At 46.1% G+C, this 23,865-nt stretch carries 37 protein-coding genes and 1 tRNA gene; 8 read left to right on the top strand and 30 right to left on the bottom strand.

Translation table 11 applies throughout. The annotated features are described in order from the left end of the window. Window positions 1-17 precede the first annotated feature (17 nt). Entirely contained in the window at window positions 18-386 is a 369-nt protein-coding gene (locus Q0340_RS10200; RefSeq protein WP_298083212.1) for a hypothetical protein, read from the bottom strand. Continuing rightward, on the bottom strand, window positions 383-3,412 hold the full coding sequence (locus Q0340_RS10195; RefSeq protein ID WP_298083211.1) for a hypothetical protein: 3,030 nt from the start codon (window positions 3,410-3,412) through the stop codon (window positions 383-385). The genes Q0340_RS10200 and Q0340_RS10195 overlap by 4 nt, the downstream gene beginning before the upstream one ends. Window positions 3,413-3,460: 48 nt before the next feature. Here Q0340_RS10195 and Q0340_RS10190 point away from each other — a divergent pair, with 48 nt between their 5' ends. After that, window positions 3,461-3,754: a hypothetical protein gene (locus tag Q0340_RS10190; protein ID WP_298083210.1), complete on the top strand. Its 294-nt coding sequence runs from the start codon at window positions 3,461-3,463 to the stop codon at window positions 3,752-3,754. A gap of 3 nt (window positions 3,755-3,757) precedes the next feature. Here the strand turns inward: Q0340_RS10190 and Q0340_RS10185 are convergent, their stop codons facing one another. From Q0340_RS10185 to Q0340_RS10135, 11 genes are all read right to left on the bottom strand, one after another. Beyond that, window positions 3,758-3,964: a hypothetical protein gene (locus Q0340_RS10185; RefSeq protein WP_298083209.1), complete on the bottom strand. Its 207-nt coding sequence runs from the start codon at window positions 3,962-3,964 to the stop codon at window positions 3,758-3,760. Between the two features lie 32 nt (window positions 3,965-3,996). Then, window positions 3,997-4,251, bottom strand: coding sequence for a hypothetical protein (locus tag Q0340_RS10180; protein ID WP_297959745.1), 255 nt, complete (start codon window positions 4,249-4,251; stop codon window positions 3,997-3,999). A gap of 8 nt (window positions 4,252-4,259) precedes the next feature. Next, on the bottom strand, window positions 4,260-4,601 hold the full coding sequence (locus tag Q0340_RS10175; RefSeq protein WP_298083208.1) for a hypothetical protein: 342 nt from the start codon (window positions 4,599-4,601) through the stop codon (window positions 4,260-4,262). Beyond that, entirely contained in the window at window positions 4,598-4,900 is a 303-nt protein-coding gene (locus tag Q0340_RS10170) for a hypothetical protein (RefSeq protein ID WP_298083207.1), read from the bottom strand. Before Q0340_RS10170 ends, Q0340_RS10175 begins: the two co-directional genes overlap by 4 nt. Window positions 4,901-4,903: 3 nt before the next feature. Next, entirely contained in the window at window positions 4,904-5,092 is a 189-nt protein-coding gene (locus Q0340_RS10165) for a hypothetical protein (protein ID WP_297959750.1), read from the bottom strand. Then, on the bottom strand, window positions 5,089-5,271 hold the full coding sequence (locus tag Q0340_RS10160; RefSeq protein ID WP_298083206.1) for a hypothetical protein: 183 nt from the start codon (window positions 5,269-5,271) through the stop codon (window positions 5,089-5,091). The genes Q0340_RS10165 and Q0340_RS10160 overlap by 4 nt, the downstream gene beginning before the upstream one ends. 7 nt (window positions 5,272-5,278) lie before the next feature. Next, window positions 5,279-5,587, bottom strand: a complete 309-nt coding sequence (locus Q0340_RS10155; RefSeq protein WP_298083205.1) for a hypothetical protein — start codon at window positions 5,585-5,587, stop codon at window positions 5,279-5,281. Window positions 5,588-5,597: 10 nt separating this feature from the next. Next, window positions 5,598-6,326 (bottom strand): hypothetical protein, encoded by a 729-nt coding sequence (locus Q0340_RS10150; protein WP_298083204.1) that lies wholly within the window; start codon window positions 6,324-6,326, stop codon window positions 5,598-5,600. A gap of 221 nt (window positions 6,327-6,547) precedes the next feature. Then, on the bottom strand, window positions 6,548-6,853 hold the full coding sequence (locus Q0340_RS10145; protein WP_297893796.1) for a hypothetical protein: 306 nt from the start codon (window positions 6,851-6,853) through the stop codon (window positions 6,548-6,550). Between the two features lie 40 nt (window positions 6,854-6,893). Further along, window positions 6,894-7,757 (bottom strand): Mu-like prophage major head subunit gpT family protein, encoded by an 864-nt coding sequence (locus Q0340_RS10140; protein ID WP_297893794.1) that lies wholly within the window; start codon window positions 7,755-7,757, stop codon window positions 6,894-6,896. After that, complete coding sequence (locus Q0340_RS10135; protein ID WP_298083203.1) at window positions 7,757-8,518, bottom strand: phage protease; 762 nt, start codon at window positions 8,516-8,518, stop codon at window positions 7,757-7,759. The genes Q0340_RS10140 and Q0340_RS10135 overlap by 1 nt, the downstream gene beginning before the upstream one ends. Before the next feature lie 173 nt (window positions 8,519-8,691). Here Q0340_RS10135 and Q0340_RS10130 point away from each other — a divergent pair, with 173 nt between their 5' ends. The 4 genes from Q0340_RS10130 (at window position 8,692) to Q0340_RS10115 (ending at window position 13,389) form a co-directional block, all read left to right on the top strand. Next, window positions 8,692-9,159 carry a DUF1804 family protein gene (locus tag Q0340_RS10130; protein ID WP_298083202.1) on the top strand — a complete coding sequence of 156 codons (468 nt, stop codon included), beginning with the start codon at window positions 8,692-8,694 and terminating at the stop codon, window positions 9,157-9,159. Then, window positions 9,156-10,673: a phage terminase large subunit gene (gene terL, locus Q0340_RS10125; protein ID WP_298083201.1), complete on the top strand. Its 1,518-nt coding sequence runs from the start codon at window positions 9,156-9,158 to the stop codon at window positions 10,671-10,673. Before Q0340_RS10130 ends, terL begins: the two co-directional genes overlap by 4 nt. A gap of 129 nt (window positions 10,674-10,802) precedes the next feature. Beyond that, complete coding sequence (locus Q0340_RS10120; protein WP_298083200.1) at window positions 10,803-12,164, top strand: DUF935 family protein; 1,362 nt, start codon at window positions 10,803-10,805, stop codon at window positions 12,162-12,164. Beyond that, a complete protein-coding gene (locus tag Q0340_RS10115) occupies window positions 12,154-13,389 on the top strand; it encodes a phage minor head protein (RefSeq protein WP_298083199.1) in 1,236 nt (411 codons plus the stop codon). The genes Q0340_RS10120 and Q0340_RS10115 overlap by 11 nt, the downstream gene beginning before the upstream one ends. Here the strand turns inward: Q0340_RS10115 and Q0340_RS10110 are convergent. Then, window positions 13,390-13,463: transfer RNA gene (locus Q0340_RS10110), tRNA-OTHER, on the bottom strand. Window positions 13,464-13,497: 34 nt separating this feature from the next. Between Q0340_RS10110 and Q0340_RS10105 the strand changes: the two genes are divergently transcribed. Then, window positions 13,498-14,049 carry a phage virion morphogenesis protein gene (locus Q0340_RS10105; protein ID WP_298083198.1) on the top strand — a complete coding sequence of 184 codons (552 nt, stop codon included), beginning with the start codon at window positions 13,498-13,500 and terminating at the stop codon, window positions 14,047-14,049. A gap of 21 nt (window positions 14,050-14,070) precedes the next feature. Here Q0340_RS10105 and Q0340_RS10100 read toward each other — a convergent pair whose 3' ends face one another. The 16 genes from Q0340_RS10100 to Q0340_RS10025 form a co-directional block, all read right to left on the bottom strand. Continuing rightward, window positions 14,071-14,262 carry a hypothetical protein gene (locus tag Q0340_RS10100; protein ID WP_297895735.1) on the bottom strand — a complete coding sequence of 64 codons (192 nt, stop codon included), beginning with the start codon at window positions 14,260-14,262 and terminating at the stop codon, window positions 14,071-14,073. Then, window positions 14,259-14,774 carry a phage protein GemA/Gp16 family protein gene (locus Q0340_RS10095; protein WP_298083197.1) on the bottom strand — a complete coding sequence of 172 codons (516 nt, stop codon included), beginning with the start codon at window positions 14,772-14,774 and terminating at the stop codon, window positions 14,259-14,261. Before Q0340_RS10095 ends, Q0340_RS10100 begins: the two co-directional genes overlap by 4 nt. A gap of 92 nt (window positions 14,775-14,866) precedes the next feature. Further along, window positions 14,867-15,088 carry a hypothetical protein gene (locus Q0340_RS10090; RefSeq protein ID WP_298083196.1) on the bottom strand — a complete coding sequence of 74 codons (222 nt, stop codon included), beginning with the start codon at window positions 15,086-15,088 and terminating at the stop codon, window positions 14,867-14,869. Beyond that, complete coding sequence (locus Q0340_RS10085) at window positions 15,085-15,780, bottom strand: Rha family transcriptional regulator (protein WP_297895524.1); 696 nt, start codon at window positions 15,778-15,780, stop codon at window positions 15,085-15,087. Before Q0340_RS10085 ends, Q0340_RS10090 begins: the two co-directional genes overlap by 4 nt. 170 nt (window positions 15,781-15,950) lie before the next feature. Next, the gene (locus Q0340_RS10080) at window positions 15,951-16,181 is read right to left on the bottom strand and encodes a transcriptional regulator (protein ID WP_297895526.1); all 231 of its coding nucleotides are present in this window, start codon (window positions 16,179-16,181) and stop codon (window positions 15,951-15,953) included. Window positions 16,182-16,185: 4 nt separating this feature from the next. Beyond that, window positions 16,186-17,091, bottom strand: coding sequence for a hypothetical protein (locus tag Q0340_RS10075; protein WP_298083195.1), 906 nt, complete (start codon window positions 17,089-17,091; stop codon window positions 16,186-16,188). A gap of 110 nt (window positions 17,092-17,201) precedes the next feature. Then, window positions 17,202-17,690: a host-nuclease inhibitor Gam family protein gene (locus Q0340_RS10070; RefSeq protein WP_298083194.1), complete on the bottom strand. Its 489-nt coding sequence runs from the start codon at window positions 17,688-17,690 to the stop codon at window positions 17,202-17,204. After that, the gene (locus Q0340_RS10065) at window positions 17,677-18,072 is read right to left on the bottom strand and encodes a hypothetical protein (RefSeq protein ID WP_298083193.1); all 396 of its coding nucleotides are present in this window, start codon (window positions 18,070-18,072) and stop codon (window positions 17,677-17,679) included. The genes Q0340_RS10070 and Q0340_RS10065 overlap by 14 nt, the downstream gene beginning before the upstream one ends. A 119-nt stretch (window positions 18,073-18,191) precedes the next feature. Then, window positions 18,192-18,545, bottom strand: a complete 354-nt coding sequence (locus Q0340_RS10060; protein WP_297916040.1) for a hypothetical protein — start codon at window positions 18,543-18,545, stop codon at window positions 18,192-18,194. 70 nt (window positions 18,546-18,615) lie between these two features. Further along, on the bottom strand, window positions 18,616-18,924 hold the full coding sequence (locus Q0340_RS10055; protein ID WP_298083192.1) for a hypothetical protein: 309 nt from the start codon (window positions 18,922-18,924) through the stop codon (window positions 18,616-18,618). Next, window positions 18,921-19,196, bottom strand: a complete 276-nt coding sequence (locus Q0340_RS10050; protein ID WP_297905310.1) for a sigma factor-like helix-turn-helix DNA-binding protein — start codon at window positions 19,194-19,196, stop codon at window positions 18,921-18,923. The genes Q0340_RS10055 and Q0340_RS10050 overlap by 4 nt, the downstream gene beginning before the upstream one ends. A gap of 136 nt (window positions 19,197-19,332) precedes the next feature. After that, window positions 19,333-19,503, bottom strand: a complete 171-nt coding sequence (gene nrdD / locus Q0340_RS10045; protein ID WP_298083191.1) for an anaerobic ribonucleoside-triphosphate reductase — start codon at window positions 19,501-19,503, stop codon at window positions 19,333-19,335. A gap of 63 nt (window positions 19,504-19,566) precedes the next feature. Beyond that, entirely contained in the window at window positions 19,567-19,749 is a 183-nt protein-coding gene (locus Q0340_RS10040; RefSeq protein ID WP_298083190.1) for a hypothetical protein, read from the bottom strand. Window positions 19,750-19,762: 13 nt separating this feature from the next. After that, entirely contained in the window at window positions 19,763-20,629 is an 867-nt protein-coding gene (locus tag Q0340_RS10035; protein ID WP_298083189.1) for an AAA family ATPase, read from the bottom strand. A gap of 60 nt (window positions 20,630-20,689) precedes the next feature. Next, entirely contained in the window at window positions 20,690-22,861 is a 2,172-nt protein-coding gene (locus Q0340_RS10030) for a transposase family protein (RefSeq protein WP_298083188.1), read from the bottom strand. After that, a complete protein-coding gene (locus Q0340_RS10025; protein WP_297895305.1) occupies window positions 22,861-23,031 on the bottom strand; it encodes a hypothetical protein in 171 nt (56 codons plus the stop codon). The genes Q0340_RS10030 and Q0340_RS10025 overlap by 1 nt, the downstream gene beginning before the upstream one ends. Before the next feature lie 105 nt (window positions 23,032-23,136). Here Q0340_RS10025 and Q0340_RS10020 point away from each other — a divergent pair, with 105 nt between their 5' ends. Beyond that, entirely contained in the window at window positions 23,137-23,313 is a 177-nt protein-coding gene (locus tag Q0340_RS10020) for a hypothetical protein (RefSeq protein WP_297895308.1), read from the top strand. 253 nt (window positions 23,314-23,566) lie between these two features. Further along, window positions 23,567-23,865, top strand: a 299-nt coding sequence (locus tag Q0340_RS10015) for a helix-turn-helix transcriptional regulator (RefSeq protein ID WP_298083187.1), incomplete at its 3' end; no start/stop codon positions are given.

Below are 23,865 nucleotides of genomic sequence, written 5' to 3'. Positions count from 1 at the left end.
GACTTTTCGCAAAATTTTTAAACCTCTTTGAATTTAAGTGTCAGATAAAAGAGCGGCTCTGCGCTTTTAAAAAGCGGCTCGGCACTTACTGCAGCGTCCGTATAATCAAATCTTGCTCTGATTTGCCCCGTATCAGTTAGCAACGCAAGCTCGCTATCGGCAGAGCTTTCGGCTAGAGCGATCAGGGCGTCTATGCAGGCTTTGCTTTGCCATGCGATCTCATCACTGGAAAATACGAGGGCTCTGTTTTTGCGCTCCCTTAAAAATACTATCTCCGCTCCGCTTATAGCGGTCTCGCTTGCCGCTGTTAGCGAGTAGTTTCTAAACTCGTCTTGCAAAAACAAAGGCTCGTCGAGTTTTACGTTTTCTACGGCTTTTAATCTCATACTCCGGCTCCTTTTAGATACCTTTGAAGCGCTGCTGCGGTATCTTCGTCGGTTTGAGCTTTGTAGCTCGCCCCGCCTAGATTGAAGTTTAAATTTACGTTTTTAGCAGCAGCGGCATTCGGCTTTATAAACTCGGCGGCATAACCCTCTATGTTTAGACCCTGCTTCGCTCTGGATAATAGATCCTCGGCAAGAGCGCGGAAGTTTGTAAAATAATCGTTTCCCTTAATCCTAAAAAATCCCGGATATTGCTTATTCCATGACCTAACGGCGTCAAGCCCGTTTCTAAAAAGCTTTTTGTCGATCATCTCATAAAATTTATCGGAGAGCCTATTGGCTAGCCTCCTAACGTCTGCGGAGCTTACGCTCATATCTATTCTTTGCATAAACTCGCTGTTTTGGCGAGCTAATACAAGTCCGCCGCTAGCGAAGCGGGCTAACTTCTCTTTTGGGATCGCTCTAGCGTTTAGCCGTGCAAAAAATTTAGCGCCGTAGTAGTCCACGGCTCTGACGTTTTGAATAAACTCACCCCTGCTTAGTAGCGCAGGCACATCATCCCTGCCTGCGGTATCATGTCCGGCGATCTTGCCGCTATATCGCCTAAAAAGTTCCACCGCTCCGCCGCTAGCGAAAGCTGCGGCATTCGTGCCTTTTATCTTGCCTCCGCCTATGGTTTTGACGTGGATCGTATGAACCGATGATGTGGGCCTTTTAAGCGCCTCGATCGTCTTTTGCGCCGCCTTGGCGTCCGGATCGATCGTATGGATGCTTGAGCTTGGAGCTTGCAGGCTTTTTTTCGCCTCCTGCGCTGCCGCATCGTCTGCGGTTATCTTTATGCTAGCCCCTCCGTTCATTGCGTCTTTAAGCTCGGCGATTTTGGTTTTTACCTCTTCAAAACCCTCAGCGCTAAAATCTATCTTGCCCTCTGCAGCCCTCTGTTTTAGTGCAATCAGCTCGTTGTAGAGTGCCTTTTCACTCTGCAAGCTAGCCTCTACCGCCGCCTTTTCAGCAGCAATATTTGCCATCTTGGCGTCATGAGCGGCAAGATCGGCATTTTTTTGCATCTCATTGGCGCTTAGATTTAGCGCCAAAATTTCATTTACCGTATTCTTATAATCCGCGGCTCTATTGATAGTTTGCGCGTTTTTGCCGCTTCCTAAGCTCTTTTGTGCGCCCAAGCTATCGTTTAGCTTAGAGGCTTGATCGGCGTAGCGCTTGAAGCTCTCTAAATCCTTATTGTTGAGCGCCTCTTTTGCTGCGCTAAGCGAGCGGGATAGAGCTAGGCGATCGTCGTTAAATTTCGCTTCCTCGCTCATCCCGGCTTGATTGGCTAGGCGGATTTTTTCTGCAGCGCTAAATTCCAAGCTCTCACGGCTGTGGGCGTATTTCTCCTCTATACCCACCCGCTGCTGCGCCATCTTTTCTAGCTGCGAGTTGTAACTTTGCTCCTTTGCAAGCAGCGTTGCGATAGTGCGGTCATGGCTTTTTATACGCGCATCGGCATCCTTTAAAAACTCGTTTAAAACCCTTTTATTATCGTTTATAATCGCGTTATTTGCAGCCTCGCGCGCATCCACCATAGAGGTAAGACCCTGCTTAAGTCTCTCTATTTGATTAATCTGCAGTTCAATCTGATTTTTTGCGTCCGCTTCTACAACCTTATCAAGCCTTACCTCTTTTAGCCCCTCAAGGCTTGCTCTAAGCCCTCTAAGCGCTTCATCTGCGGCGGCTATCCCTTTTGCGACAGCTTCCGTGCTTAAATTTTCATTTTTGCCTAGGTTCCATACATTGCCCGTCTTTTCTAGTTCTACGCCTAAATTTGCTAAGCTTGAGCGAAAATCATTGGTATTTTGCGTCGCTTTAAGCATATATGAAGGCAGGTCAAATTTAAGATTTGCGGGGATATAAAATATATTGTTAAGCGCCTCGGCAAGCTCTCCTAATCCTCGCGTCGCGGTAGAGAAAACTCCCGCATCTTTTTCTCCAGCGAGCCAGTCGGGCATAGCTATATCGCTTAAAGCGGAGGCTACTTTAATGAGCGAGCCTATAGAGTTTGCAAGCAGCGCCGCAGCATTAGCGGCAGCCTCGAAGGTATCTTTGTTGAAAATACCGCTTGCGATCTCATTTATGCCCTCGCCGAAGTTCGCTAAAGCCTGCCTAAGCGTCGTATCGTTTGAAAGATACTCGTTTATTTCGGCAAAGGAATTTTTAAGCCCCTCAAATAGCGGCTTCGTAGCCTCTCCTTGCAGCTCCGCCATAGCCGCCTTGTACGAGCTTACCAAAGCTTCAAATTTCGGAGCGCTAAAGGAGGCTTGTTCGCCGAAAATTTTAAGCTTTTCGTTCATCACGTCGAAAAACGAGCCGTTTTCTATCGCAGCCTTTAGACTTTCGGTTTGAAGTCCCAAGGATTTCAAAAACCGCCCGAAGTCGGTATTTGTTTGGATAATGCCTGCGCCCACGCTATCTAGCGTCGCTTTTAGGGAGTTTACATCAGCCCCTGAGCTTTGCGCGGCGTATGAGATATTTCGAAATAGCGCGAGAGCCTTTTCTAGACTCATATTTGAGCTAGCAGTAGAATAAAAGCTCGTAAACATCGCGGCTAGATCGCTGGAGCTGAAATCAAGCTCGCTATCGAGCTTTTTAAGCTCCTCAAGAGCCGCGCTCGCCTTTTGTCCGCTAAGCTTCCATTTCTCGAAAGGATCTAGCTTGCCGCTTTTTTCTGCGACGTTTATCAGGCTTCTTAATCTAGCGTTTAAATTTTCTACGGTGACGTTATTTTCAAGCCCGGCGGCGATAAACTCTCTAACGCCCTGAGTAGCGCTAGATATAACCGAACTGAGCCCTCGCAGCGAGATTGTCAAATTCGCAAACGCGTCGGATTTGATCCCGTCTAACGCGCTTTTTAACGCGCCCGTGCTTTTGCTTGCCTTTTGCGCGGCAGCCTCTACGTCTGATAGCCCCTTTTTGACCTTTTCGGCACCGCTAGCGTCCGCTTCGACACCTATTTTTATCTTCAAATCAGCCATGCGCTTTGCCTTAAATTTTGATATAATATGCTTTCAGGAGACGAGCAAATGGATCTATTCGGTTTTACAGATAAAAACGGCGAAGGCTTGTTTGGCTTTTTAATGTGTCTTGTGATAGCGGCGCATATAAAAGAGTATTTCACACGCAAAAAGGCGCAAAAGATTACCGCAAAAATCGAAGCACAAAAGCGCTTAAGACGCCCGGAGTTAGCTTTTATATTTAAAAATATAGATAAATTTAGCCGCGAAAAGCGAGCCGAAGTTAGGATTTCGCCTAAAGACGAGCCCTTTGTGCGCGAGCTGTCGCAAAAAAGCGGGATAAGCTTTACGCGGTGCGCGTAAAAATCAAGCTTTAGCAAATTCTTTAAGCCTTTCGATACCGCTTTTTTCACTTTTTCCCTCGCTTATAAATTTTTTAAACGCCCGATCGTCCGCGAAGCGCGCGATCCTAACCGCTGCAGAAATTTCTTTTAGCCCTTGAGCCTCTATCTGCGAAAAGCCCTCTATCGCCTCTTTTGCAAAGCTAAAAGGAAGCTCCCACGCTCTAGCCAAGCCGTGCTTTAGCAGGTAGCAGATCCAAAAGGTTATTTTTTTTTACCGCCCTCGTCGCTTGCGGTAAGATCGCCGTAGGTTAGGCGCAAAATTTCCTCATAAAGCTCATTTGCGGCGCTATAGCCTAGGTTTTCAATCTTATCTGCGCTAAGATCGCAGCACTGCTTTAAAATTTCGGCTATATCGTCGTTTTTGATGATGCCCGATTGAATTTTATAAATTAATCCGATGGATAATTCTCTAATCGTAATGCCGTTTTTCAACGTCTTTTTTTTAAACAGATCCATTCTCACTCCTATTTAACTCGTTTTATAGGGAAATTTAGATCAAAAATGTAGGCGTATAGGCTTTCGCTTATAAAACGCGTCTCGGCGCTTTTTAAAATGACGGCGCGGCTTGCGGCTTCATCTTTTAAAAGCTTGTCGCTAAGTGCCATGATCTCATCTAAAATTCCGTAAATTTCGCAATCTAAAGTGTTGCGCGCTAAAACGATTTGAAACTTCAGGCTAGTTTCGTTCGCGCTGATACGCTCAAAGCCGCTAAAAATCAGATAATCGCCGTTTTGATCTATAAGCGCCGTATTCGCTACCGCCGTAAGATTTAGCTTGGATTTTAAATACTCCAGCGTCTCTTTCATTTTGGCTCCTCATCGTCTCTTAGGGTAAATTTCTCTTTAAAAAAGCTTGTCGCTAAATCTAAAATCCCGCTTCCTTTAAACGCTCCTATCCCGCAGATTGCGAGAGCAAGACGCATATCCTTGGTATAAAAAAACGCGATCTCATAAATGATATAGGCGCTAAAACAGCCGTCGCAAAGCCTCGTAAAAAACGAGCGCAGCGCTACCGTCGGCGATTTTTCGGTTACGGAAGGCCGCCTAAACCATGCTACTATGCTGCCTGCGACGCCGACGGCACAGACATAAGCTAGATACTCCATTTCTCATGCTTTGCCGTGTGGGCTCAAGCGCCCGGGAGACGCCGTAAGCGCCCCGCTAATGCCTATGCAGCACGACCATGCCAAAAATAGCGCATTCGTATTGCGAATAAAAAGCTCAAGTAGCGCAAAAAGCTCTAAATTGAAAATCACCAAAAGCACCGCGCGCAGTAGATAGAGCAGAACAGGTCTCATTCATTCGCTCCCTGCGTGCAATCTTTTGCGATCTGTTCGCACTTTAGAAAATATGCCATTAGTGCCTTGTGCGCCTCGAAATCCGAGCTTTCGGCGGGGCGCAGAGGCATTTTTAGGTTACATTTTACAGGGATGAATACCTGCTTTATCTGCGGCTCTTTAGCGCAGCCTGCAAGCATAAAGACGCTAAAAAGCGCTATTAAAAAGCATTTTATACGCTCTAAGCTCACTCTCACAGCCTTTGTCCTTTATATAAATTTTTGAGACGCTCTTGATTTTATCCTCATTCAGCCTGCTTGCTTTAATCTGCAGCGACTTTATCGCTGCATTTTGTAAGCTTAGGCTTGCCGCGCAGCTTTGAGCTTCCGCCTGTTTTGAAGCATAGGCATTATTAAGAGACGAAATTTCAAATTTCAGCTTCGTAATCCACGCTGCGCTTAGCATGCAGACTGCGATCAAGGCGTAACCCAAAATTCTCGCGTTCAAAAAAGGCATAATTCTATCCTTAAAGAGCGCAAATTTCAAAGAATTGGTTCCCTGCCGCACGGGTTTCGTCTTTGAGAATATCGACGCTGAAGCTGATAGAGAGCCAATCATCGCCCTTGAGCGCAAAATCCCCGTCCGCTCTTAAGGAGCACTTATAAAAAGTCGCTTTCATCGCGCTTCCCGTCGCCGCCTCGCCGATAAACATCAGCGCGCACTCCAGTTTGCTGTTTTTAAAGGCGCTCATCTTCTCCTTTTGGATACCGGCGCTCAGCGCCAAAGTAACCTCTCCGGAAATATCTTTTAGAAATTCGACTATACCGCTATTTGCGTGATACTTATAGTCCTCATCCTTTTTTGGAGCGGTGCCGCCTCCGCCTACGGTGGCGCTAAGATTGCCGCCTACGGCTCCTAGATCGACGATTTCGCCCGCTTTGGCGTCGGTAATTTTAACGTTAGCCGTTTTTTCGCTTTGCGACGTTTCGCCAAAATAGGCTCTAGCTAAATTCTTTATCGAAATTTCATCGCTTTTAAAGCTCATACTCGCACTTTGGCTTTTTACGATAGTCTTATCTATCGCCTGCGTTGCCCCCTCAGTGTTGGTATGCTCTAGCTTCTCAAGCTCGGTCTTTATGCTTACGTCGGAACTTAGTCCGAAATATTCAAATCTACCCGTAGGCTTGCCCTCTTTATAGACGTCAATATAGAGTTTACCGCCGCCGAGGGTTACGTAATCGCTACTGCTAGCCATATTTTTCTCCTTTATTTTAAATTTGCGCGTCGTCTCGCTTCGCTATGCGTCGTCGCGATTGCGTGCGCTTCACTGCGGCGGGACAATCCAGCCCGCCTCATTCGCGCCCTTATCGCTCCTAGCCTAGCCTTGCGATACTTCCGCTGGGACCTAATATTTCTCGCGAGCCCTGAGAGCGGGGCTCTACCCTCCCGCTTGCAGGCTTAAAAATCGACGAAATATCAAATTTGATTAAGCTCGCTTTTGCGCTGTCCGCTCTTGATTATCCCGCCGCTGCCGTCATCATTTTTTATCGCTGCCGCTTCTCTTAGGGCCTCGTTTGCCAGTATCTGATCCAGCTGCGTCGGCTCTATTTTCAGTAGTAGCTTGAGTCGAAACATCGCCAGATCCATTAGCGAGGGTTTCGGAATCGCCTTTTTCTTGCTCAGCGCTCTGGCTTCCTCCATCGCTTGCTTCGCTAGAGCCTCGCTCACTTCCGCCTTGTTGAATAGACTCTGTCTCGCTCTGCTTAGAAATTCCTCGTCCATCTTCTAAAAAATCCTCCGCACAATAATGCATCTTATCTCCTTATTTTCCCGTGGACATATAGGCAAGTTGCCATAACGCGTATCCTGCGTTCATAAAGCTTTTGCAGCCGAATAGCGCAGCGTCTTTCATAAATTTATGGTCGTCGCTGCTCTCAAAGACGCCATCTTTCGCAACTTGAAGCACAAAAGGGCGAACCGGTTTGCCTAGATCCATCAAATACCACTCAGTGCCCGCGATCTCCGGCAAAACGAGCAAGCTATAGCGCTTAAAAGTAGGGTTTGTTTCGCCTGCGGTTAAATGCTCCTTATTTACTGCAGTAATTGCTGCGGCAAGGTTTTTAGGACCGCAGATTAGATGCGTCGGACTTACGCCCAGGGCTTGCCCGGTGTCGCCTTTGATGCTGATCATATAGGCTTCCGCAGCTAAAAGATGCGCCGTATCCAGCGCGCCGGTGCCGCTATTTGCATAGGTATCACTACCAGATGCATGGTCGGCGGCAAAAAACGCCTTGCCGTCGTAGCATTTGCCCTTTGTGGAGTCGGCTGCGTTGGCTAGAATTTTCGCCACTAGCGCGCCGCCGAATTTTTTTGCATTGAACGCCATCTGTTCGATCGCAGGTTTATAGAGCCCGACTTTGTCATATTCAAGATGAGTATTTGGCACCGTAACGCTCGCTTCAAAAGGCTGATTTTCTAGCGCATAGCCATAATCCTTGAACTTTTTGATATCTCTATCGCCGACCCACTCTTTCATCATCGGAAAGTTACCCAGCCAAACATATTTCTCGCTTAGATCGTTGCTGTCTATGCGCATAGCAAGAACATCCGCCTCGCTTTTGGTATCGTTGAAGGTCTTTTGAAAGACCGCCTTAAAGCCGATCGATGTCTCTTCAAAATTTGCCATTATTTAATCCCCTTTGCATATTCCTCTTCGCTAAGCCCTAAAAGAGAGGCCACCTTTTTCTGCTCGTCGCTTAGGGAGGACGCGCTATTTTTTTGAAGCTCCTTTTTGCCGAAAAACGCGCCCAAAAGGGAGCTAAGCTTTTGCACCTGTCCGTCTAGCGCCGTGATCTTTTCCTCTATCGCGTTGTTTTCTTTTGCATTCGCTTCGCTTTCTGCGGCATCGTCTTGCTTTGCGTTTACAGCCTCTGCTTTGTTGCTAGCGGCAAAATTTGCGCTAAGCTCCTCTATTTGCTTGCCTAGGGCGTCTATTTTTGCCGAAAGCTCCGAAATTTCTTTATCCATCTCTTCCTCTCCTTTTGAGTTGATTGCATTATTTAGCAAATTTGGGCGATTTACGAGCCCTACGCTATCAAGCCCGATCACCCGTCTATTCTCTCCCATATCAAAAACGGGGCTTAGGTATCGATACGCCCGCGAGCCGATAAGCTCCTCACCCGTTTTATTTAGGCTTAGGCTAGCGTAAATCCCGCCATCTCTAAGCTCGAAACTATCCTTATCAAACCACCCTAAAGCCGCGCCAAAGCTGTGGTTTTCATCAAGGGCGATATCAAGGGCGTTTTTTTCTATGGAGGCTATCAGTGCGGCGCCGTCGATCCGAAACGCTCGCCCGTCAAGACCTATCACTTCGCCGACCGGCGAAACCTTTACCTTTTCGTTCTGCTTAAAATTTAGCTCTAAAACGCTATTTATGCCTTGTCTCATACTGCCTCCGTCTCGAAATTTGGCGGTATTATACGGACAAACGCCGTTAAAATCACTCTATTTAGGGGCTATCAAGAGTGAAACGGAAAAAAATTCGGGCTAAAATGCGAGATAAAAATAAAATCGTCGCGCATAGCAAAGTGAGACGACGCGCAAATTTAAGGAGGTAAGCCTTGGACGTTAAAACTGCACGCGATATGTTTATCAAAGGCTACTCAATCACCGACATCGCTACTGCTTGCGGCGTAAGTCGCCAAAGTATCTATGCCGCCAAGGCTAGAGCAAAAGCCGCGGGCGAGGACTGGGATGAGCTAGCACTTGCAAAAAACAGAGAGCAGAGTAATACCATCAAAAGCGAGCAAGGTTTTATCCTTGCGCTGATAGAAAGCTTCGAGCGGGCGTTTTCACAGATGCAGGAGCTGCCGCCTCAAGAGAGACTAGAAATTTTAAAAGATTATACGCAAACCTATTATAGTCTTAAAGCCCCGCTTAAAACGGATATAAAGGCTCAAATGCTAGACGCCGCAAGCCGCGCGATAAATGAGATTGCTGATCTTGCCACGAAGAAAAAATGCGATGCCGTGACAGAGTTTTTAGCTGCGAATGCGGATGAAATTTTACGCCGGGTGCTCAAGCAATGATTGCAAATGAAGATATTGAAGCGCTGCGCATCAAGCTCAAATCCCTAAGACGCGCCATCGATCCGCAAAGAAACGGCAGGATAAAGGCTGCGCGCGCAAGCTTTAAAGAGTGCGTACGGATCTATTTTGGCGCTCACGTACGTCTGCCTGAAACCTCAAAATTTCGAGCGGATTTTTATAAAAATGAGGCGAAGCTAAGCACGAAAAATAGGCATCTGCTTTTTAAGGCTTACAGAGGAGCTGCCAAAACTACCCTGATTTCAAGGCTTTGGGTACTCTTTAATACTGCGGTAACCGCGCGAAAGCGCAACTGCGTAATCATTAGCGCTACGATAAATCTATCCAAAAAGACGATCGAATTTATAAAAAACGAGCTTGAGGAAAACGAACTTTTGATTAGAGACTTTGGCATTAGCAAGGGCGATAAATGGACGGAGGAGGAGATCGTATTTTATAGCGGTAAGCAGGCGTTTAAAATTTCCGCTTACGGTGCAGGCAAAAAGATCCGCGGCGAAAACTGGCGAGGATTTCGTCCGGATCTTATCATTTGCGACGATCTGGAAAACGACGAAAACGTAAAAACAAAAGCCCAGCGCGACAAACTTTATGAGTGGTTTGAAAAGGCCATTATGAAACTGCCTGCCCGCGGCGATAACGCTTATAATATCGTCGTCGTAGGCACGACGCTGCATTACGATAGCCTGCTCTTTCGCATCGAAGCAAGAGCGGATTTCAAAACTCTATCCTATCCGCTGGTGCGCGCTTTTCCCGCAAACGTAGATGAGCAAAAGTGGGATATGAAAGAGCTGCTGCTCGATGACAGCAGGCTGGATAAAGAGCGCATAAAACAGGAGTTTCTAAGCTCCAAAAGTGCCTTTATGAGCGAATATCAAAACGAGCCGCTGAGTAAAGAGGAGGCAAGCTTTAGCGGGTATCAAACTTTCGAGCAGATGCCTCTTTGCGACGCCTATTATATGGGGATTGACCCCGCCCTAGGAAAAAGCAAGGGCGATTATTTCGCCGTAGCTACGCTTGGGGCGTATGAGGGCAAATTTTATGCAAGCGTTAAGATGGCAAAAGTAAAGCCCGAGCTTATGATGGATCGCATCATAGCAGCGGCGCTTGAAATTTTACGACTTAACCGTCCGCTGAAAATCGCGATCGAAACTATTCAGTTTCAGGAGTTTTTTAAGGATATGCTCGATAAAAAAGCCCGCGAACTGGGGCTTTATCTGCCTATCATAGAGCTTAAAAACAGCGTGCCCAAGCAGCTTCGTATCGATAGCCTAACTCCGCCCATAAATAATGGCGTAATTTTAAGTGATAAAAACTCGCTCGTTTTTATAGACGAGCTTGATACCTACCCTAAAAGCGCGCACGATGATGGGCTGGATGCGCTAGAGATGGCATGGCGCATCGCAAAGGTGCCGGCGTTTGATTATGCAAAGGCTAGCCGGATCATCAAAGAGCGAAAGCGCAAACGCGACATTTTAAAAAATATGTTGCAAAGCTAATAAGAACAATGCCGTTTAAACGCTTTTAAAAGCCGTTTAAAAGCGTTTAAATATTTTTGGACGTGCGATTTATCACCTAAGAGGTTAAAAGCGTTTAAAGCGCACGCAAATGAAATTTAAGGATGATGGATGAAAAAACAAGATTTAAGATCGCTCATTAAGCTTCTAAGACCCAAGGGGGCTTATTCCAAGACCGACGTAGCAGGATATGTAGAGCTAAGCCCCTCTAAGATCCGCGCTGCACTGCTTACTAAGCAGCAAAACTATCTGTTCCCTGCGTTTTCTTTAATAATGGATAAGGATAGCGCCGTAGGGGCTGAAATAGAAAAACGTCTAAGCTCGGTAGAAAATAAATTTTTTACCCACGATCTAGGCGAGGATCAAAATGAAAATATCGAGCAGATTATCGAGGCGGGTCTGCAAGCAAGGCTTTTCGGGCTTGCGGTGCTGGAGGTATATGCGGACGAGGACGCGAACATAAAATTTGACGTAGTAGATAGAATATATATCAATATTGTGGAAAACAAGCCATATCTACGGATAGGCTCACGCGATATTGAAGCCAAAGAGCCGTTTTTCATCGTAGTGAGGCAGGAAGATCCGGCGCTGCTGAAAATTTTATGGCTCGTGTTTGCCAAGCATTTCGTGCTGAGCCACTACCTCAAATTTGTGGAGTTTTTGGGCGTGCCGCCTCTTATCGGCAATAGCTCAAGTGGAGACGAAAACGTCATCACACAAATGGCTGAAGCGCTTGAGAGTATCAAAAGCGGCAGTTATGCGGTGCTAGGACCTAGCGATATCGTCAAGGTACTGGAGGGTAGAGGAAGCCAAGCCGATTTTATGGAGTTTGTGCGCTATTGTGATGCCGAGATCGCCAAGGTAATCAACGGCTCGATATTGAGCTCGAATGCAAATACCGCGCAAAGCGGCAGCTACGCAATGAGCAAAACCCACGAGCAAAACCGCGCCGAGATAGTCGCTGCGGACGTAAAATTCGTAACCCGTCTGGTAGAGCGGATATATGCGCGCCTCGGCAAAAAAGCAAATATAAACATCCAAATCGAAAAGGATGTGGATCTGCTCCAGCGCGCGCAGATGCTTCAAATTTTGCATGAACTAGGATACGAGATGAGCCCTGAAGATATGGCAAAGGAATTTGACCTGCCGCCAAGCGCAAAAGCTACGCCGAAAAATGCGGATGATAAACCGGCCGCACAGACGGACGCAGAAAAGAATTCCACGAATGCGGCAAAACAGGCTAAATATCTTACAGAGATAGAGCGGCAAACCGCGCAGCACGATTTTAGCAGCTCGGGTGGACAAATTCGCGCCTACGTAAACAGCGTGGTGGATAAAGCTCAAACCTACGAGCAGGCTTATGAGATACTTGCAAAAAATCCGCTAGGTTTTAAGCTTGATGCTCTGGAGGAGGAGCTATTTCGGGTCATAGCAAACGCTGAAATTTTAGGCGCGGACGATCATGAATATTAGCTTTTTTGCCCCGCCGCAGCAGGTCGTAAAATATATCAAAGATAAACGACCGCAGCTTCATTTCGACTATGACGAGATTATGCACGAGGCTCATCATCGCGTCTTTACGGTCGCAAAAATCACGCGGCTCGATCTACTGAAAGACATTCAAGATAGCCTAGCCCTTGCCGCACAAAAGGGGCAAGGATTTGATGAATGGAAGCGCGGCATTAAAGATACCCTGGCGCGCAAAGGCTGGCTAGGGGGCGTAGCGGTAACTGACCCCAAAACGGGCGAGCAAAAGCAAATTTACGTGGGCGATCGCAGGCTGCGAAATATCTATAACACCAATATGCGAGTAGCCTATGCCGCTGCGCGCTATCAGAGCCAAATGAGCTCGGATCTGCCGTATTTTCGTTATGTCGCGGTGCTGGATGATCGCACCAGGGCAAGCCATCGCGCGCTGCACGGGCTGATACTGCCGAAAAACCATCCGTTTTGGGATAAGGGCTATCCGCCGAACGGCTGGAACTGTCGCTGCAAGGTGCAGGCGGTAGATGACGACGATCTGCGGCGAGAGGGCTGGAGCATAGCGGAGGATATCCCGCCTACTAAAATCCACCCCGACTGGGCATATAACGTCGGTAAGACGGATAATTTAGATGAAATTTTAACGGAAAAGCTCGCGAAATTTAGCAAAAGCCGCGCGAATTCAAAGAGCCTTAAAAAGGCGGTAAAAGATGATTTAAATGACTTTTCGCATAAGCGTGATCTTTACGTTTGGCAGGCCTCGTTACTTGAAGCCGTAAGCGAACTATTGATAAAGAAAAATATAAAGAGCCCTATAAATACCTTTCAAGTAGGAACCCTAAAACCGAATATAGTGAAATTTTATAACGAAACGATGCAAACCGAGCTAGCAGATATAGGTATAGTCTTAAATAAAGAGAAAATTTTGCACTTTTCGCCCGAACGCAAGAGCAAATACGATCAGGCACTTCGCATAGATGAAATTAAAGAGTTGGTTAAAATTTTAGATAAGACTAAAAGATATTTTTTTGATAAAAAGAGCAAAAAAGATATTTTGATTTTTTGGGATGATGAGCAAGATAAGAGCAAGATTAACAAAGCGGTCATAACACTAGATTACACGATAAAGAAATTTGGAATATCTAATTTAATCGTTACTCTAGGTAAGATAGATAGGAAAGATTTGAGGACATACGATTTAGAGGAAATAAAATAAAGCCGCTTGCGGGAGTCGAACCCGCCATCCGCTAATAAATTAGCCAAGTTACCAACGTTACTTGCATAAGCGGCTTTATTAAGGCGATTATACCACCAAGGCGGAAAAATGTCAATAAAAATCACAGGCATGGAGGAGATAGAGGCAAAGCTTACAGCGCTGCAGAATAGCCTAAGCGGAGCGCAGATGAAAAGCAAGCTATCAAGTATCGGCGAAAAGGTAAAGCTGCAGATAGAGCTAAGCTTCGAGCGAGAGCGCAGCCCATTTGGGCAGGCGTGGGCGCCTCTTAGCGCAAATACCGCCATAGCGTATATGAGAAAAAGCGGCTCGCCTAAAGGTGCAAGGGCGCGTAACCGCGTATTTTTGGCGAAATTCGGCGCCGGCGGCAGCAAGAAAATATTGCGGGTAACCGGACATTTGGCGGAGCTTTGGAGCGTTGATCCGAGCGAAACCAGCGTAACGATAAGCAATAATAGCTCGCGCGATGGATTTCCTTACGGGCTAACGCATCAATTCGGCTCGCATAACGGCTGGGGGCGCGGCATCTATATCCCCGCCCGCCCGTTTCTGCCGATAGATAAAAGCGGAGCGCTTCTGCCCTCGTTGCAAAAAGATATAGAAAGCTATCTAATCCGTGAAATAGAAAAGGCGGTAAAGTAGAGTTTTTGTGATTTTATGGGATTATTCGGGGTGGTCTAATTTTTCTTTCAGAGCCTCTTTTGCATATCTGTTTAGCTCTTCATCGGTTTTTAAAATTTCTATCGTGCAGAAGCTGGTGCCGCATTTGGGGCATTTGCGCCAACGCTGCACCGTAGTGCTTTTGATCGTGGCTATGACGCAGGTTTTTTCGTAGGCACACTTCGGGCAGATCATACTTGCCCTTTGCTGGCGCGGAATTGCGCGATCTTGCTTAGTCCGGTGATTAGCTTGCTTGCATTTGCCGCGCTGAGTTTGGCGAGCTGCTCCTTCCTGCCAAGCAAAATTCTACATTGTCGCATCGTAAAGCCCAAAAGTCCCCGCTCGTCCATACCAAGGTGGGCGGCAAGCGCGCTTATGCGAGCAAACTGCGACGGGCTTATTTTTTTGACGACGGGCTTCGCGTCTTTGTCGCTTCGCTTCGTCTTGCAGAGCTTACCGCTTGCATTGTAGATCAAATTTCTCCCCAGTACGTCGGGCTTGAAGTCCGTCCCGTCCTCTGCGCGGCCGCATAAAATATCAAGCGCGCGCTCAAGCTCGCTTATGCTTAGCTCCTTACAGCTGTAAACGCCGAAACGAAAGCCGAGCCAATCCTCCCACGCATCCGCCGCCTTTATTTGCTTGTATAAGGGGGCGGTGTGAATGCGGGTTAGAAGCTGCTTTCGGTAAATCTCTTGAGATTTGGTCATGATTTCGCTCCTGCGGTTTAAAGACGCTGCGATTGTAGCAAAAACGGGTGGAATTTTTAACAGGGGCGATCTCTCGCCCCGATGAAGTTATTTTATGCCTTAGCGGGCGATAGCCCCTCAGCTTTCGCTCGAGCCATATCATCGCTTGCGTCGTCGCAGGATCTGCTTAAAAGATAGAGCGCTTCTTTTAGCCCGCTCGGGCTCTCGTAATTCTCGCACACTAAGCCTAGCCCCTGCATTAGGATGCCTAGGCATAAAAGCATATCCCTTGCCCTATCCGCCGCATCAATATAGGCAATACTTACCTCCCTCATAGCGCACCTCCGAAAAGTTCGCTCGCGCTGCCTAAACTGCGAGATCTTATCGCGTTTCGTACCGCCGTATCACTGCGACCGAGCCTGCGGCATATCTGCGCCTGCGATAGCCCGCTTTCATACAGCCTTGCTACTTCATCTCTCTCCGCTTCGCTTAGCTTGGTGGATTTCTTAAGCAGCTGCCCGGCTCCTTCGGCATCGCGACGCAATAGGGCGTTTTCGCGCTCAAGTGCGGCGGTGTATTTGCGGCTAGCTTCGATCAGCTCGCCTGCAAGGGCGGAGTTTTTGGCTTGAAGCTTATCTATCTTTTCGTTTAGGACGCCCATATTGTCGATAATAGCGTCTAAGTGAGAGTTGCCGCGCTTAATCATCGCCTCCATCTTATTAAAAGCGGCAATAAACTCTATTTTCCACTTATAAGCTCGCTCGCCCGTAAAACCCATAACGAGAAGCGAAAATCCGTCGCGGGTCATTTTATACATTGGACGAAATTCGCCTTTTTGGTCTTGATATTTAACGAGCGAAAAATTCCGTTCGTTAAAATCATCAGTTGGAAATTCGGATATTTTCGCTATAATATCGGCATGGCGTTTCTCAAAAACTGCTGCAACACTTAATGAAGTGGTGAATATCCCATTATCCATCACTTCAAACTCTACGCTTTGGTCGTTAATGACTACTAAATTTTTCATCTTTTACTCCTTTGGCAAAATTTTAAACGATTGAAGTCTTTCGACAAACCTTAGACCATAAGCCACTAAATGACTTTTATGGCGTAATTATATACTAAAAAGGACTTAATGTCAAGTATTTAGGTTTTGTAAAGTAGTTTTAATGCGTAGAATAATACTTTAAAAGACTTTTAAGAGTTTAAAAAGTCTTTTAAATTTTTCTTAAAATCTTCACAAGTCTTGAGCTTTGCTTCCAAGTCTTGAATTTTGAAGTATTGAGAAATGGCAAAACTCATAGGTTCGCTTACGTTTCCGACGGCCGCATTTTTGACGGCGCTCTCGGAATACCCTATCAGCTCTCCCAGCTGCTTATAGGTAAGCCCCAGCCGCTTGCAGGTAGTTTTGATTAGATTATCGCTCATCTTACTATTCTCCGCCCATAACATCCAGAATAGCAACTTCCTTTATTTTGCCGTATTCTTTAACAGTGCGTATCTTCAGCTTCACATTATTGCCTCTTTCTATAGCAGTGGCCAGCTTTATGCGTTGATCTGCGTTTATAAGGTTCGCGCTAACCCATTTTATGCCGTTTACGTCTATTTTAAATTTTCTATCTCCGCTATTTGTCTTTTCGTATCCTAAAATAGTAAATTCTCCGATTTGATCATCCGTTGTCGTCGTGTCGGTTAACTCTTTAAACTCGAATTTTTTTACTTTTTCGTGAGTTATAGGCTCTTCTTCGTCGTTGAATACGGCACTTTCGTCGTCACGAAGCACGGTAGCTACGGTCTTTTTCGGCTCATTAACGGCATTTTGTAATTTTTTATCAGACTTTAGGTCTGCTATGATACGCCTATTTTCGCTTTCAGCGCTTATTTCAGCCAAATTTTCGATATGCGTTAAATACTCACTGTAGGAGTATCCGCCTAAAATCGCTAGCGTTATAAATACGATTACAATCACTTTGTATGGATCACTCATATTTTTTATACTCTCCAATAAAGTTGCAATTAAGTCTTTTAGCTCTATTTGTAGGCTACCACGTTCCAATTTAAACTTTAAAAGTTTAGTCTTGTCTATATTTTCAACATTATAATTTTTTTCCAAAGTGGAAACTATTTTATAAAAATTATTTTGATACGATAAAACTATTTCGGCTATATCGGCATCTATAAGGCCTATGTCAAAATTGTCGAATCTACCACCTTTTAGTTTGATAGTATATGATATTTGCCCTATTTTATCTACGATAACGCTTTCGCCACTTATGAGTTTTTTTTGTAAAGAGCATAAATCGCTTAAAGTATTTATAGAAAAACATGCTTTTTGCATAGTTTTTACTCCTTTTTAAATTTTAGTATTTTACCAAAATTTCGCTTCATAAAACCTTAATCAAAAGCCCTTAGATAGGGCTTTTTGTTAAAGTTTAAAAGCGCGGATTTTTAGACATTTGCGCTTTGCAAATTCTCTATCTTGGTCTCGATGCGGAAGTTGTCTTTCACCGTGCGCTTTAAGCCGAGTTTAACGAGGCTTGCGTCATCAAGCTCGCAGATCGCTTCTTTGTTTATAGTCTCCTCGTAGGATATGCAATCATCAAGCTTATAGCTCTTTAGCGCTTTGATAAGCTTTTCGACCTTTTCTTTGATGCGCGGCAAGCTTACGCTTTTACTGAGCTTATAGCCTATCTTACCGAAGGTGAAATCCTTACTGCGCTTTTCGGCGAACTCCGCCTTATTGCTCTCGCAGAAAGCCGTGATTTGGGCTTCGATATATTTCTTTTCGCTATCGAGCTTCTCGACCCGGGCTTTTTGTGCGTCCTTGATCTCGTTGCACTTTAGCGTTATCTCTCCGTTTATATCGGTCAAAGCCACCTCAAGCTCACACACTCGCTTTAGCGCGTTATCGACATCTGCAAAATTATTTATCTGCATCTTTTTCTCCTTCTTTTAAATTTTTGATTTTTTCAAGCATGCTTTTATAGGCATGTATTGAACCGTCCATTCGCATTTGAATGAGTGCTAGCGGAGCATTCGAAAAGACATCCGCAGGCTCGTAATGATATCGCTCGTCCGCCTCGATTTCCGCTATCTCGCCTTTCACGAATTTTTCAAGTTCACTAATCGTCTCTTCTTCCTCTGCTTTGAGACTATTTAGGATTTTACCGGCCGTCTCTATGGTGGCATCTGCTGCCGCCTGTGCTACTGCAAGCACAGGATCATCATCGTATGGCGGCTCTACTCTAGCGCTAGCGTAGCCGTGGCTGAGTTCTGCTTCATTTATCATGCGGCATATGAGCTTTTTTGTTGCTTCCATATCTTTTCCTTTCTAAAATTTTAAGTTTTTTAGCTAGTCCATATTTTATGACGTAGCCGTATCGTAAGCAGATCGGAAGACTTGATTTCCCTTTTCTTACGATCCGCACCGCATGCCTCTCACTCATCGAAAAGACTAAATTTCAGCTCCCTCACGCCGAGCTGCCTTGCAAGCTCTCGCTCGTATGCCATACCTTTGCTATTTTCGCTGCCTTCGCAGGCAAAAAAGTAGTAGTAGCTGCATACCGAGAGGAGCTCCTCGCAGTTTTTCATTATTCGCTCGCGCTCCAGCTCGCTATACACCCCCATCCATGCAAGTACGGGCGATATAGGCTCGTAGCCGTTGGCGCGCACGATGGCGCAGGCCTGCTCGGCAAGCTTGCGAGCATAGTAGTCGCGATCTCGCTCATGTTTGCACGGGATGCTTGCATACGGCGAGCTTACAAAACAAAGCCTTGCCGTTCGTTTGTCCATCTTTTCTCCTTTCTTTAAAATTTAAGCTTTAGCGCTTATGTAAGCTCTTGCTAAAAGAGCTTGATAAACGTTACGCTCCTTGTAAATACTTTAAAATTTTCCCGATATACGGGCTTTCTGCCGTCGTCTCATCGGCGCAGATGTGAAGCCTACCGAAGCTCGCGATTTCGGCACAAGGCTTTTTATCCCCGTAGCAAAAGCTCACATAAAATGCCCAGCCCTTTACGAGCAACCCGCCTCTTATTTCGTCGCGACGCACCGAGCGAAGACCTACGCTTACCATATCAGGCACGGCGGCGCTCATCTTTGCGTGTAATTCGCGCAGAGCTGCGGCGCTATAATCCTGCGCGCTTAGGTTTATCAAATCCTTTAGCTTCAATTCTTCGTTCCTTTCAGGCTCCAGCCGCTACCGAGCCTTTGAGCTTCGCAGCGCTCAAGCTCGGCGATGGTTTCAAATATCTCCATCCACTTCTTGCGGTTTTTCGGGTGCCTAAGCTTCGCAAGCGCCGTGCGCTCTATCATCGCGACGCGCTCGACGCTGATGCCTAGCATCGCCGCAAGCTCGCGGTAAGCTACGTCCGCATCGCCCTTTAGCATCCTCACCCGCTCGGCGCATACCTTGTCCGTGCGGTAGCCCTGAATTCTTTGCATTTCACCTTTCCTTTTGTTTTAACTTCTCGGGCGAGCTAAGCCCGCCCTGCGAGCGGGAGCTACGCTCCCTGCACCCACCTGAAGTTTCAGAAATTTTGCAAGCAAAATTTTAAAATTTCGGCGAGCTCTTGCGCCTTCACACTTGCTTAGTGCTAGCGACATCTTTTTTCTCTTCAAACAGCACACGTTCTTTGTGCTCGCCCACTTTGCCGATATTGAAGCTCTCTACCGGGCGTAAGTAGCCCATCACGCGAGTATAGACGATGCACTTGGTGCGTTTGGCTTGCAGCTCTTTTGGAAATTTCATATCCGCTCCTTAAATTTTGACTTTATAAGACGCCCGCGCAGGGCGCCATTTAAAATCAAAGCCTTAGCTCCAGATCGTTCCAAATCCGCGGCGGAAGTGCGGGATCGGTACCACTATGCTCTCGCGCTTTCTCATCTTTGCGATCCAGCCCCGCGGGGTCTTGAATAGAATGAATGAGCGCGCAATTATTATTTCGTCTTTGCAGGCCTTTAGATCGCCTAGTTTCATACTCTCATAAGCTTTCATCTCTTATTCCTCCTTATAAAATTACCATGCCGCAGGCTTGGGCTATGATCTCCTCGCCCACGGCGCAGCCGTTAAGAGCCGCTAGGCGGACCGACTTTTTGTGTAACTTTTCGGACGCGCGGAAGTTGCCTTTGGCGTGAGCGAAGATCCCTGTGCCGTAAAAAGCATCGCTCTCCTCTTTGCTGAGCCCCTGCATAGCCCATTTGCCGCAAATGCGGCTATATAGCTGCCTAAGCTCCTTGTTGCGCCCCACTAAATTCTTTAGCAAAATCTCCGTGCCTGCTAGAATTAGCGGCGTACTCGAAAAATCGTAAATTCTGCGTAGATCCTCAAGCGCTCTTAGAGGCAGATGCTCGGCTTCGTCGATTAGCAGCACCTTATCGGCAGTTTTTAGGAAGCTTGATATCGCTTTTAATTTGGCATTCGCGCTGCCCGCGGCTTCCAGCCTTAGCGCCTCGCATAGCTCGCCAAGTAGAGCGTTAGCGTTGGTGTGGCAGGTAGCTTCAATTAGCACCGCGTTAGGATTTTTTGCGGCAAAGTCGCGTAGTATCGTGCTCTTGCCGCTACCTGCGGTGCCGTAAAGCAAAGCTATCTCGCGCTCGCCTACGGCTTCGGAGATGACGAAATTCGCCATCTTGTAGTCCCGTGAGTTAAAAATTTCATCTCGCGCGGGCGAGGCGGCAAACTCTTTTGCTTTTTTTGCGCTCGCATCGATATAGGCGCCTATCTTGGCTGCAATCGCCGCATTATCGCCCTTGTATTTGCCCGCTCGAAATTGACTGATCGCTCCCGGGCTAATGCCCAAAGCCCGTGCAAGCGCACTCATACTCACGCTTCCGCCCTCTAAGAATTCGTTTAGCTTAGATATAATCTCTTGCATATTTTCTCCTTTGCCCATAAAGGGGCTTTTAAAAGACATTTTATGCCCTTTAAAAGCGCCTTATCCGCAGACTACTTCCTCGAAGCTCTTTATCTTGCGCTCTGTTTTGCGCTGCGCAGCTTGCGCGCTCAAAATTTCATCGCTCAAAGCTGCGTTAGAGTTCAAGCTTTTAGCCCCCTTTAGCGCAGCATCTATTAGCCTGCTTTCGTTATTTGCCGCTTGCGGCTTCGGCATCGCGGCGGGCTTAGCTTCTACCATGCGCACTATCTGCTCAAAATCCGCCCTGTGTGCGATCGATGCAGCGTCCATCTGCTTTTTGGTCTCTTTTAGGCGCTTATTAAATAGCTTTTGCGCGCTTTTGGCCTCCTCGGCGCTTACTCCCTCATCCAAATCGAGCGTAGAGGCGACACCGATAAATTTATTATCCTCGCTCCATAAAAAGCACTCATTTATATTATTGACGTTTTTGCTGACCCATACGCGCTCAAGCCCGTACATCTCCACGCTGTAAAACCTCACACCATCTAGGCTGATGCCCTTTTTATGCACGTGCTTAAGCTCTCGTCCGCCAAGACGCGCGCTGATGCTTAGAGCGTCCATATATGCGGCGTCGTTTATCTTTGCGCTATACGCAGCTGCGCAGGTAGTATCAAGGCGCTCAAGGTAGCGGGTGTTTAGAAATTTTTCCGCATACATATCCATTAGCTCTTGCACCTCGCTTAGATTTTTGAGCCTTGTTAAATTCGTCTTGTAGCCTCTTTTTAGACGGCGCTCTTTTTTAGAGCGAAAAAACTCTATAGCTTGGCGCTGCGAGATATTGTGCCCGATGAAGCCCGCCAAATTTACGCTAAAGCTATGCTGCAAGGCTCTAAAATTTCGCTCTACGTATGGCTTGAGCCAGCCGCTATAAGCACGCACGGCTTTATACTCGATCTCAAGCGCGCCTAAGACTTCGCGCATATACTCGCTCTTGAAAGCTTTGCCGTTATCGCCCTTGATTACCTTTGGCTTGCCGTAGCGCACGATATATTTGGCGACGGCTCTAGCGATAGAGAGGGAATTCTCGCTATCGCTGATATGAAACGTCGCTACGCCGCTATACGTATCGATTAGAGCGATGATGGTGTAGCGCTTTTGCCACTCTTTTACATAGTTTTGAAATTCGTCTTTGTCTTTAAAGATAGTGCTGACGTTTTGCCAGCCAATCAGCTCACAAAGCTCGCTAGCGTTGCAGATTAGATCAAGCGGGCTGCCGTCTATCTCTACGACTTCGTTTATCGTGCTTACGGCGTAGTTGCTGATGCCAAGAGCCGGCAAGCCGCGGCCAACCGCTCCATCTTCGCCGTAAAGGATGATGTTTTTTACAAGCTTGTTTTTGTTTAGGTAGTTATTGACGTATCTGTTTACTACCTCATAGCTTACGATCTCGTCTCTTTTGCCCTGAAAATCCTCGAAGTTTATGAGAGAATTTTTTACCGCGTGGTAATTTAGCGCCTTGTAGATGTTTGTTATATCTACCTTGCCCATACCGCTGCATGCGAGTATCAGTTCCACGCAAAGCGGCGCAAGACCTAGCGCGTCAAGCTTTAGGGTTTTATTATTATCCCGCTCGTCCACTAGCGCATCAAGGCCTCCTTTTTTAAATTTACGTTGCCAGTCGTAGAGCTTATTTGCGGTTACCTTTACGCAGCATATCTTTTTAGCGTTGATATACTCCAGAAAAGCGGCCTCACTTATCTTGCCTTTTGCATCTTCCCATGCCTTGATTACGTCGTATTTCTCAAAAGCGGCTTTGCGTTTTTTATCCGAGCAAACGGCGATAGCAGGGAGGCTTGTCGCGCTGCTCGGATCGCTTGAGTTCGGCTCTGCGCCGCTTAAATCTCGCGTCGCGCCGCCCGAGCTCGGCTCGGTGCTTGAGCTTAACGCATTGCTACCTGCGGACGGATCTGCCGCAGCCGCGCCGTTTAAATTTGCTCCGCCGTGCTTATTGTCGCAAACGCTCTCGCTTTGTCGCGAAATTTCGCTGCTTTCGTTGTTTATCAGGCTATCGTCAATCCAAATTTGAAGGGTTTTACCACCGCGACCGATGCCATCTGTGTAGGTGAAACCTAATATATTAGGTTTAATAGTGCAAAATTTTTTCCCACTAGCTTGGGCTTTAACTACTCTTCTTTGTAGTTTTCTTAAATTTATACTTAAAATTTCAGCCGCACGTTTGGAATTTACCCACATTAGGCTACCTTTATGCCGTCTTTTTCTAGTATCTTTTTAGCTTTTTGGCTTATATAGCCCTTGTAAAAGCTGCTTAAGCTTAGTCCTCGCATCGCACAGTAGTCTTTTAGATCATACTTTAGCTTTTGCTTCACGGCCTTTGAGACCGGTTTTACTCTATATCCTGGCATATTTGCTCCTTTTTACTATAAAATCTTATTGTTAAGCGGATATTTGTAAGCCCTTTGATATTATTATTTCGCGACCAAGCAAAATTTAATTCAAAGGACTTACAAATGACTAAAGAAGAAATTCAACTTGAACTTACCAAGATTATATTAAACGTTAAGAAAATGGAAATCGCAGGTTATGTTGACAACGCAATAGAACCCGTCGTTAATCTTTATAAAAAAGTCGGAGAGTTGTTAGACTCTCCTAAACATCAAGACAATAATAAGCCTTCAAAAGCTTAATTATTCTCGCTTGGTCGCTTATTCCGCCATCTTTGGTGTATTCATCTATGAGCTTAACTATGACCTTTACGATCTCTAGTATCTCACTTACATCCGGTGCTTCTTGCATGCAGTATCCTTTAAAATAGATTTATCCGCTTAACAATAAAATTTCAAAGAACTTTTAGAAAATCTTAACCTTTTTATAGGTATTATCTTTTCTAAGTATATTTTGAATTATAACCTAATTTATTAGGTTTGTCAAGGGGTTCCTGTGGATTTAGCTCAAAAGATTAGTTTTTTAAGAAAAGAAAGGGAATGGTCGCAAGACGAACTAGCCAAAATATCTGGAGTTGGGAGATCTACTATTCAACTATACGAAAGCAAAAAAGCAAGTAAAAATCCCACTAGAGAGAATTTACAAAAAATAGCTAATGCTTTTGAAATTAGTATTTCAGATTTAGCAAATGAAAATTTTGACGTAAGTATTGACGTTAGTGATGACGTAAGTATTGGCAAAAATGACGTTAGTCCCTCAAACCTTAAAGAAACCGAGACGGATCAAATTTTTAT

The organism is uncultured Campylobacter sp., assembly GCF_938045595.1.
Lineage (GTDB): Bacteria > Campylobacterota > Campylobacteria > Campylobacterales > Campylobacteraceae > Campylobacter_B.
The sequence above is the reverse complement of the archived record's forward strand: the minus strand, read 5'-3'. Positions and strand labels throughout refer to the sequence as shown.

Coding starts and splice junctions, on each gene's coding strand:
- Q0340_RS10200 (WP_298083212.1), bottom strand. CDS start 386: ATGAGATTAAAAGCCGTAGAAAACGTAAAACTCGACGAGCCTTTGTTT.
- Q0340_RS10195 (WP_298083211.1), bottom strand. CDS start 3,412: ATGGCTGATTTGAAGATAAAAATAGGTGTCGAAGCGGACGCTAGCGGT.
- Q0340_RS10190 (WP_298083210.1), top strand. CDS start 3,461: ATGGATCTATTCGGTTTTACAGATAAAAACGGCGAAGGCTTGTTTGGC.
- Q0340_RS10180 (WP_297959745.1), bottom strand. CDS start 4,251: ATGGATCTGTTTAAAAAAAAGACGTTGAAAAACGGCATTACGATTAGA.
- Q0340_RS10175 (WP_298083208.1), bottom strand. CDS start 4,601: ATGAAAGAGACGCTGGAGTATTTAAAATCCAAGCTAAATCTTACGGCG.
- Q0340_RS10170 (WP_298083207.1), bottom strand. CDS start 4,900: ATGGAGTATCTAGCTTATGTCTGTGCCGTCGGCGTCGCAGGCAGCATA.
- Q0340_RS10165 (WP_297959750.1), bottom strand. CDS start 5,092: ATGAGACCTGTTCTGCTCTATCTACTGCGCGCGGTGCTTTTGGTGATT.
- Q0340_RS10160 (WP_298083206.1), bottom strand. CDS start 5,271: ATGCTTGCAGGCTGCGCTAAAGAGCCGCAGATAAAGCAGGTATTCATC.
- Q0340_RS10155 (WP_298083205.1), bottom strand. CDS start 5,587: ATGCCTTTTTTGAACGCGAGAATTTTGGGTTACGCCTTGATCGCAGTC.
- Q0340_RS10150 (WP_298083204.1), bottom strand. CDS start 6,326: ATGGCTAGCAGTAGCGATTACGTAACCCTCGGCGGCGGTAAACTCTAT.
- Q0340_RS10145 (WP_297893796.1), bottom strand. CDS start 6,853: ATGGACGAGGAATTTCTAAGCAGAGCGAGACAGAGTCTATTCAACAAG.
- Q0340_RS10140 (WP_297893794.1), bottom strand. CDS start 7,757: ATGGCAAATTTTGAAGAGACATCGATCGGCTTTAAGGCGGTCTTTCAA.
- Q0340_RS10135 (WP_298083203.1), bottom strand. CDS start 8,518: ATGAGACAAGGCATAAATAGCGTTTTAGAGCTAAATTTTAAGCAGAAC.
- terL (WP_298083201.1), top strand. CDS start 9,156: ATGATTGCAAATGAAGATATTGAAGCGCTGCGCATCAAGCTCAAATCC.
- Q0340_RS10120 (WP_298083200.1), top strand. CDS start 10,803: ATGAAAAAACAAGATTTAAGATCGCTCATTAAGCTTCTAAGACCCAAG.
- Q0340_RS10115 (WP_298083199.1), top strand. CDS start 12,154: ATGAATATTAGCTTTTTTGCCCCGCCGCAGCAGGTCGTAAAATATATC.
- Q0340_RS10105 (WP_298083198.1), top strand. CDS start 13,498: ATGTCAATAAAAATCACAGGCATGGAGGAGATAGAGGCAAAGCTTACA.
- Q0340_RS10100 (WP_297895735.1), bottom strand. CDS start 14,262: ATGATCTGCCCGAAGTGTGCCTACGAAAAAACCTGCGTCATAGCCACG.
- Q0340_RS10095 (WP_298083197.1), bottom strand. CDS start 14,774: ATGACCAAATCTCAAGAGATTTACCGAAAGCAGCTTCTAACCCGCATT.
- Q0340_RS10090 (WP_298083196.1), bottom strand. CDS start 15,088: ATGAGGGAGGTAAGTATTGCCTATATTGATGCGGCGGATAGGGCAAGG.
- Q0340_RS10085 (WP_297895524.1), bottom strand. CDS start 15,780: ATGAAAAATTTAGTAGTCATTAACGACCAAAGCGTAGAGTTTGAAGTG.
- Q0340_RS10080 (WP_297895526.1), bottom strand. CDS start 16,181: ATGAGCGATAATCTAATCAAAACTACCTGCAAGCGGCTGGGGCTTACC.
- Q0340_RS10075 (WP_298083195.1), bottom strand. CDS start 17,091: ATGCAAAAAGCATGTTTTTCTATAAATACTTTAAGCGATTTATGCTCT.
- Q0340_RS10070 (WP_298083194.1), bottom strand. CDS start 17,690: ATGCAGATAAATAATTTTGCAGATGTCGATAACGCGCTAAAGCGAGTG.
- Q0340_RS10065 (WP_298083193.1), bottom strand. CDS start 18,072: ATGGAAGCAACAAAAAAGCTCATATGCCGCATGATAAATGAAGCAGAA.
- Q0340_RS10060 (WP_297916040.1), bottom strand. CDS start 18,545: ATGGACAAACGAACGGCAAGGCTTTGTTTTGTAAGCTCGCCGTATGCA.
- Q0340_RS10050 (WP_297905310.1), bottom strand. CDS start 19,196: ATGCAAAGAATTCAGGGCTACCGCACGGACAAGGTATGCGCCGAGCGG.
- nrdD (WP_298083191.1), bottom strand. CDS start 19,503: ATGAAATTTCCAAAAGAGCTGCAAGCCAAACGCACCAAGTGCATCGTC.
- Q0340_RS10040 (WP_298083190.1), bottom strand. CDS start 19,749: ATGAAAGCTTATGAGAGTATGAAACTAGGCGATCTAAAGGCCTGCAAA.
- Q0340_RS10035 (WP_298083189.1), bottom strand. CDS start 20,629: ATGCAAGAGATTATATCTAAGCTAAACGAATTCTTAGAGGGCGGAAGC.
- Q0340_RS10030 (WP_298083188.1), bottom strand. CDS start 22,861: ATGTGGGTAAATTCCAAACGTGCGGCTGAAATTTTAAGTATAAATTTA.
- Q0340_RS10025 (WP_297895305.1), bottom strand. CDS start 23,031: ATGCCAGGATATAGAGTAAAACCGGTCTCAAAGGCCGTGAAGCAAAAG.
- Q0340_RS10020 (WP_297895308.1), top strand. CDS start 23,137: ATGACTAAAGAAGAAATTCAACTTGAACTTACCAAGATTATATTAAAC.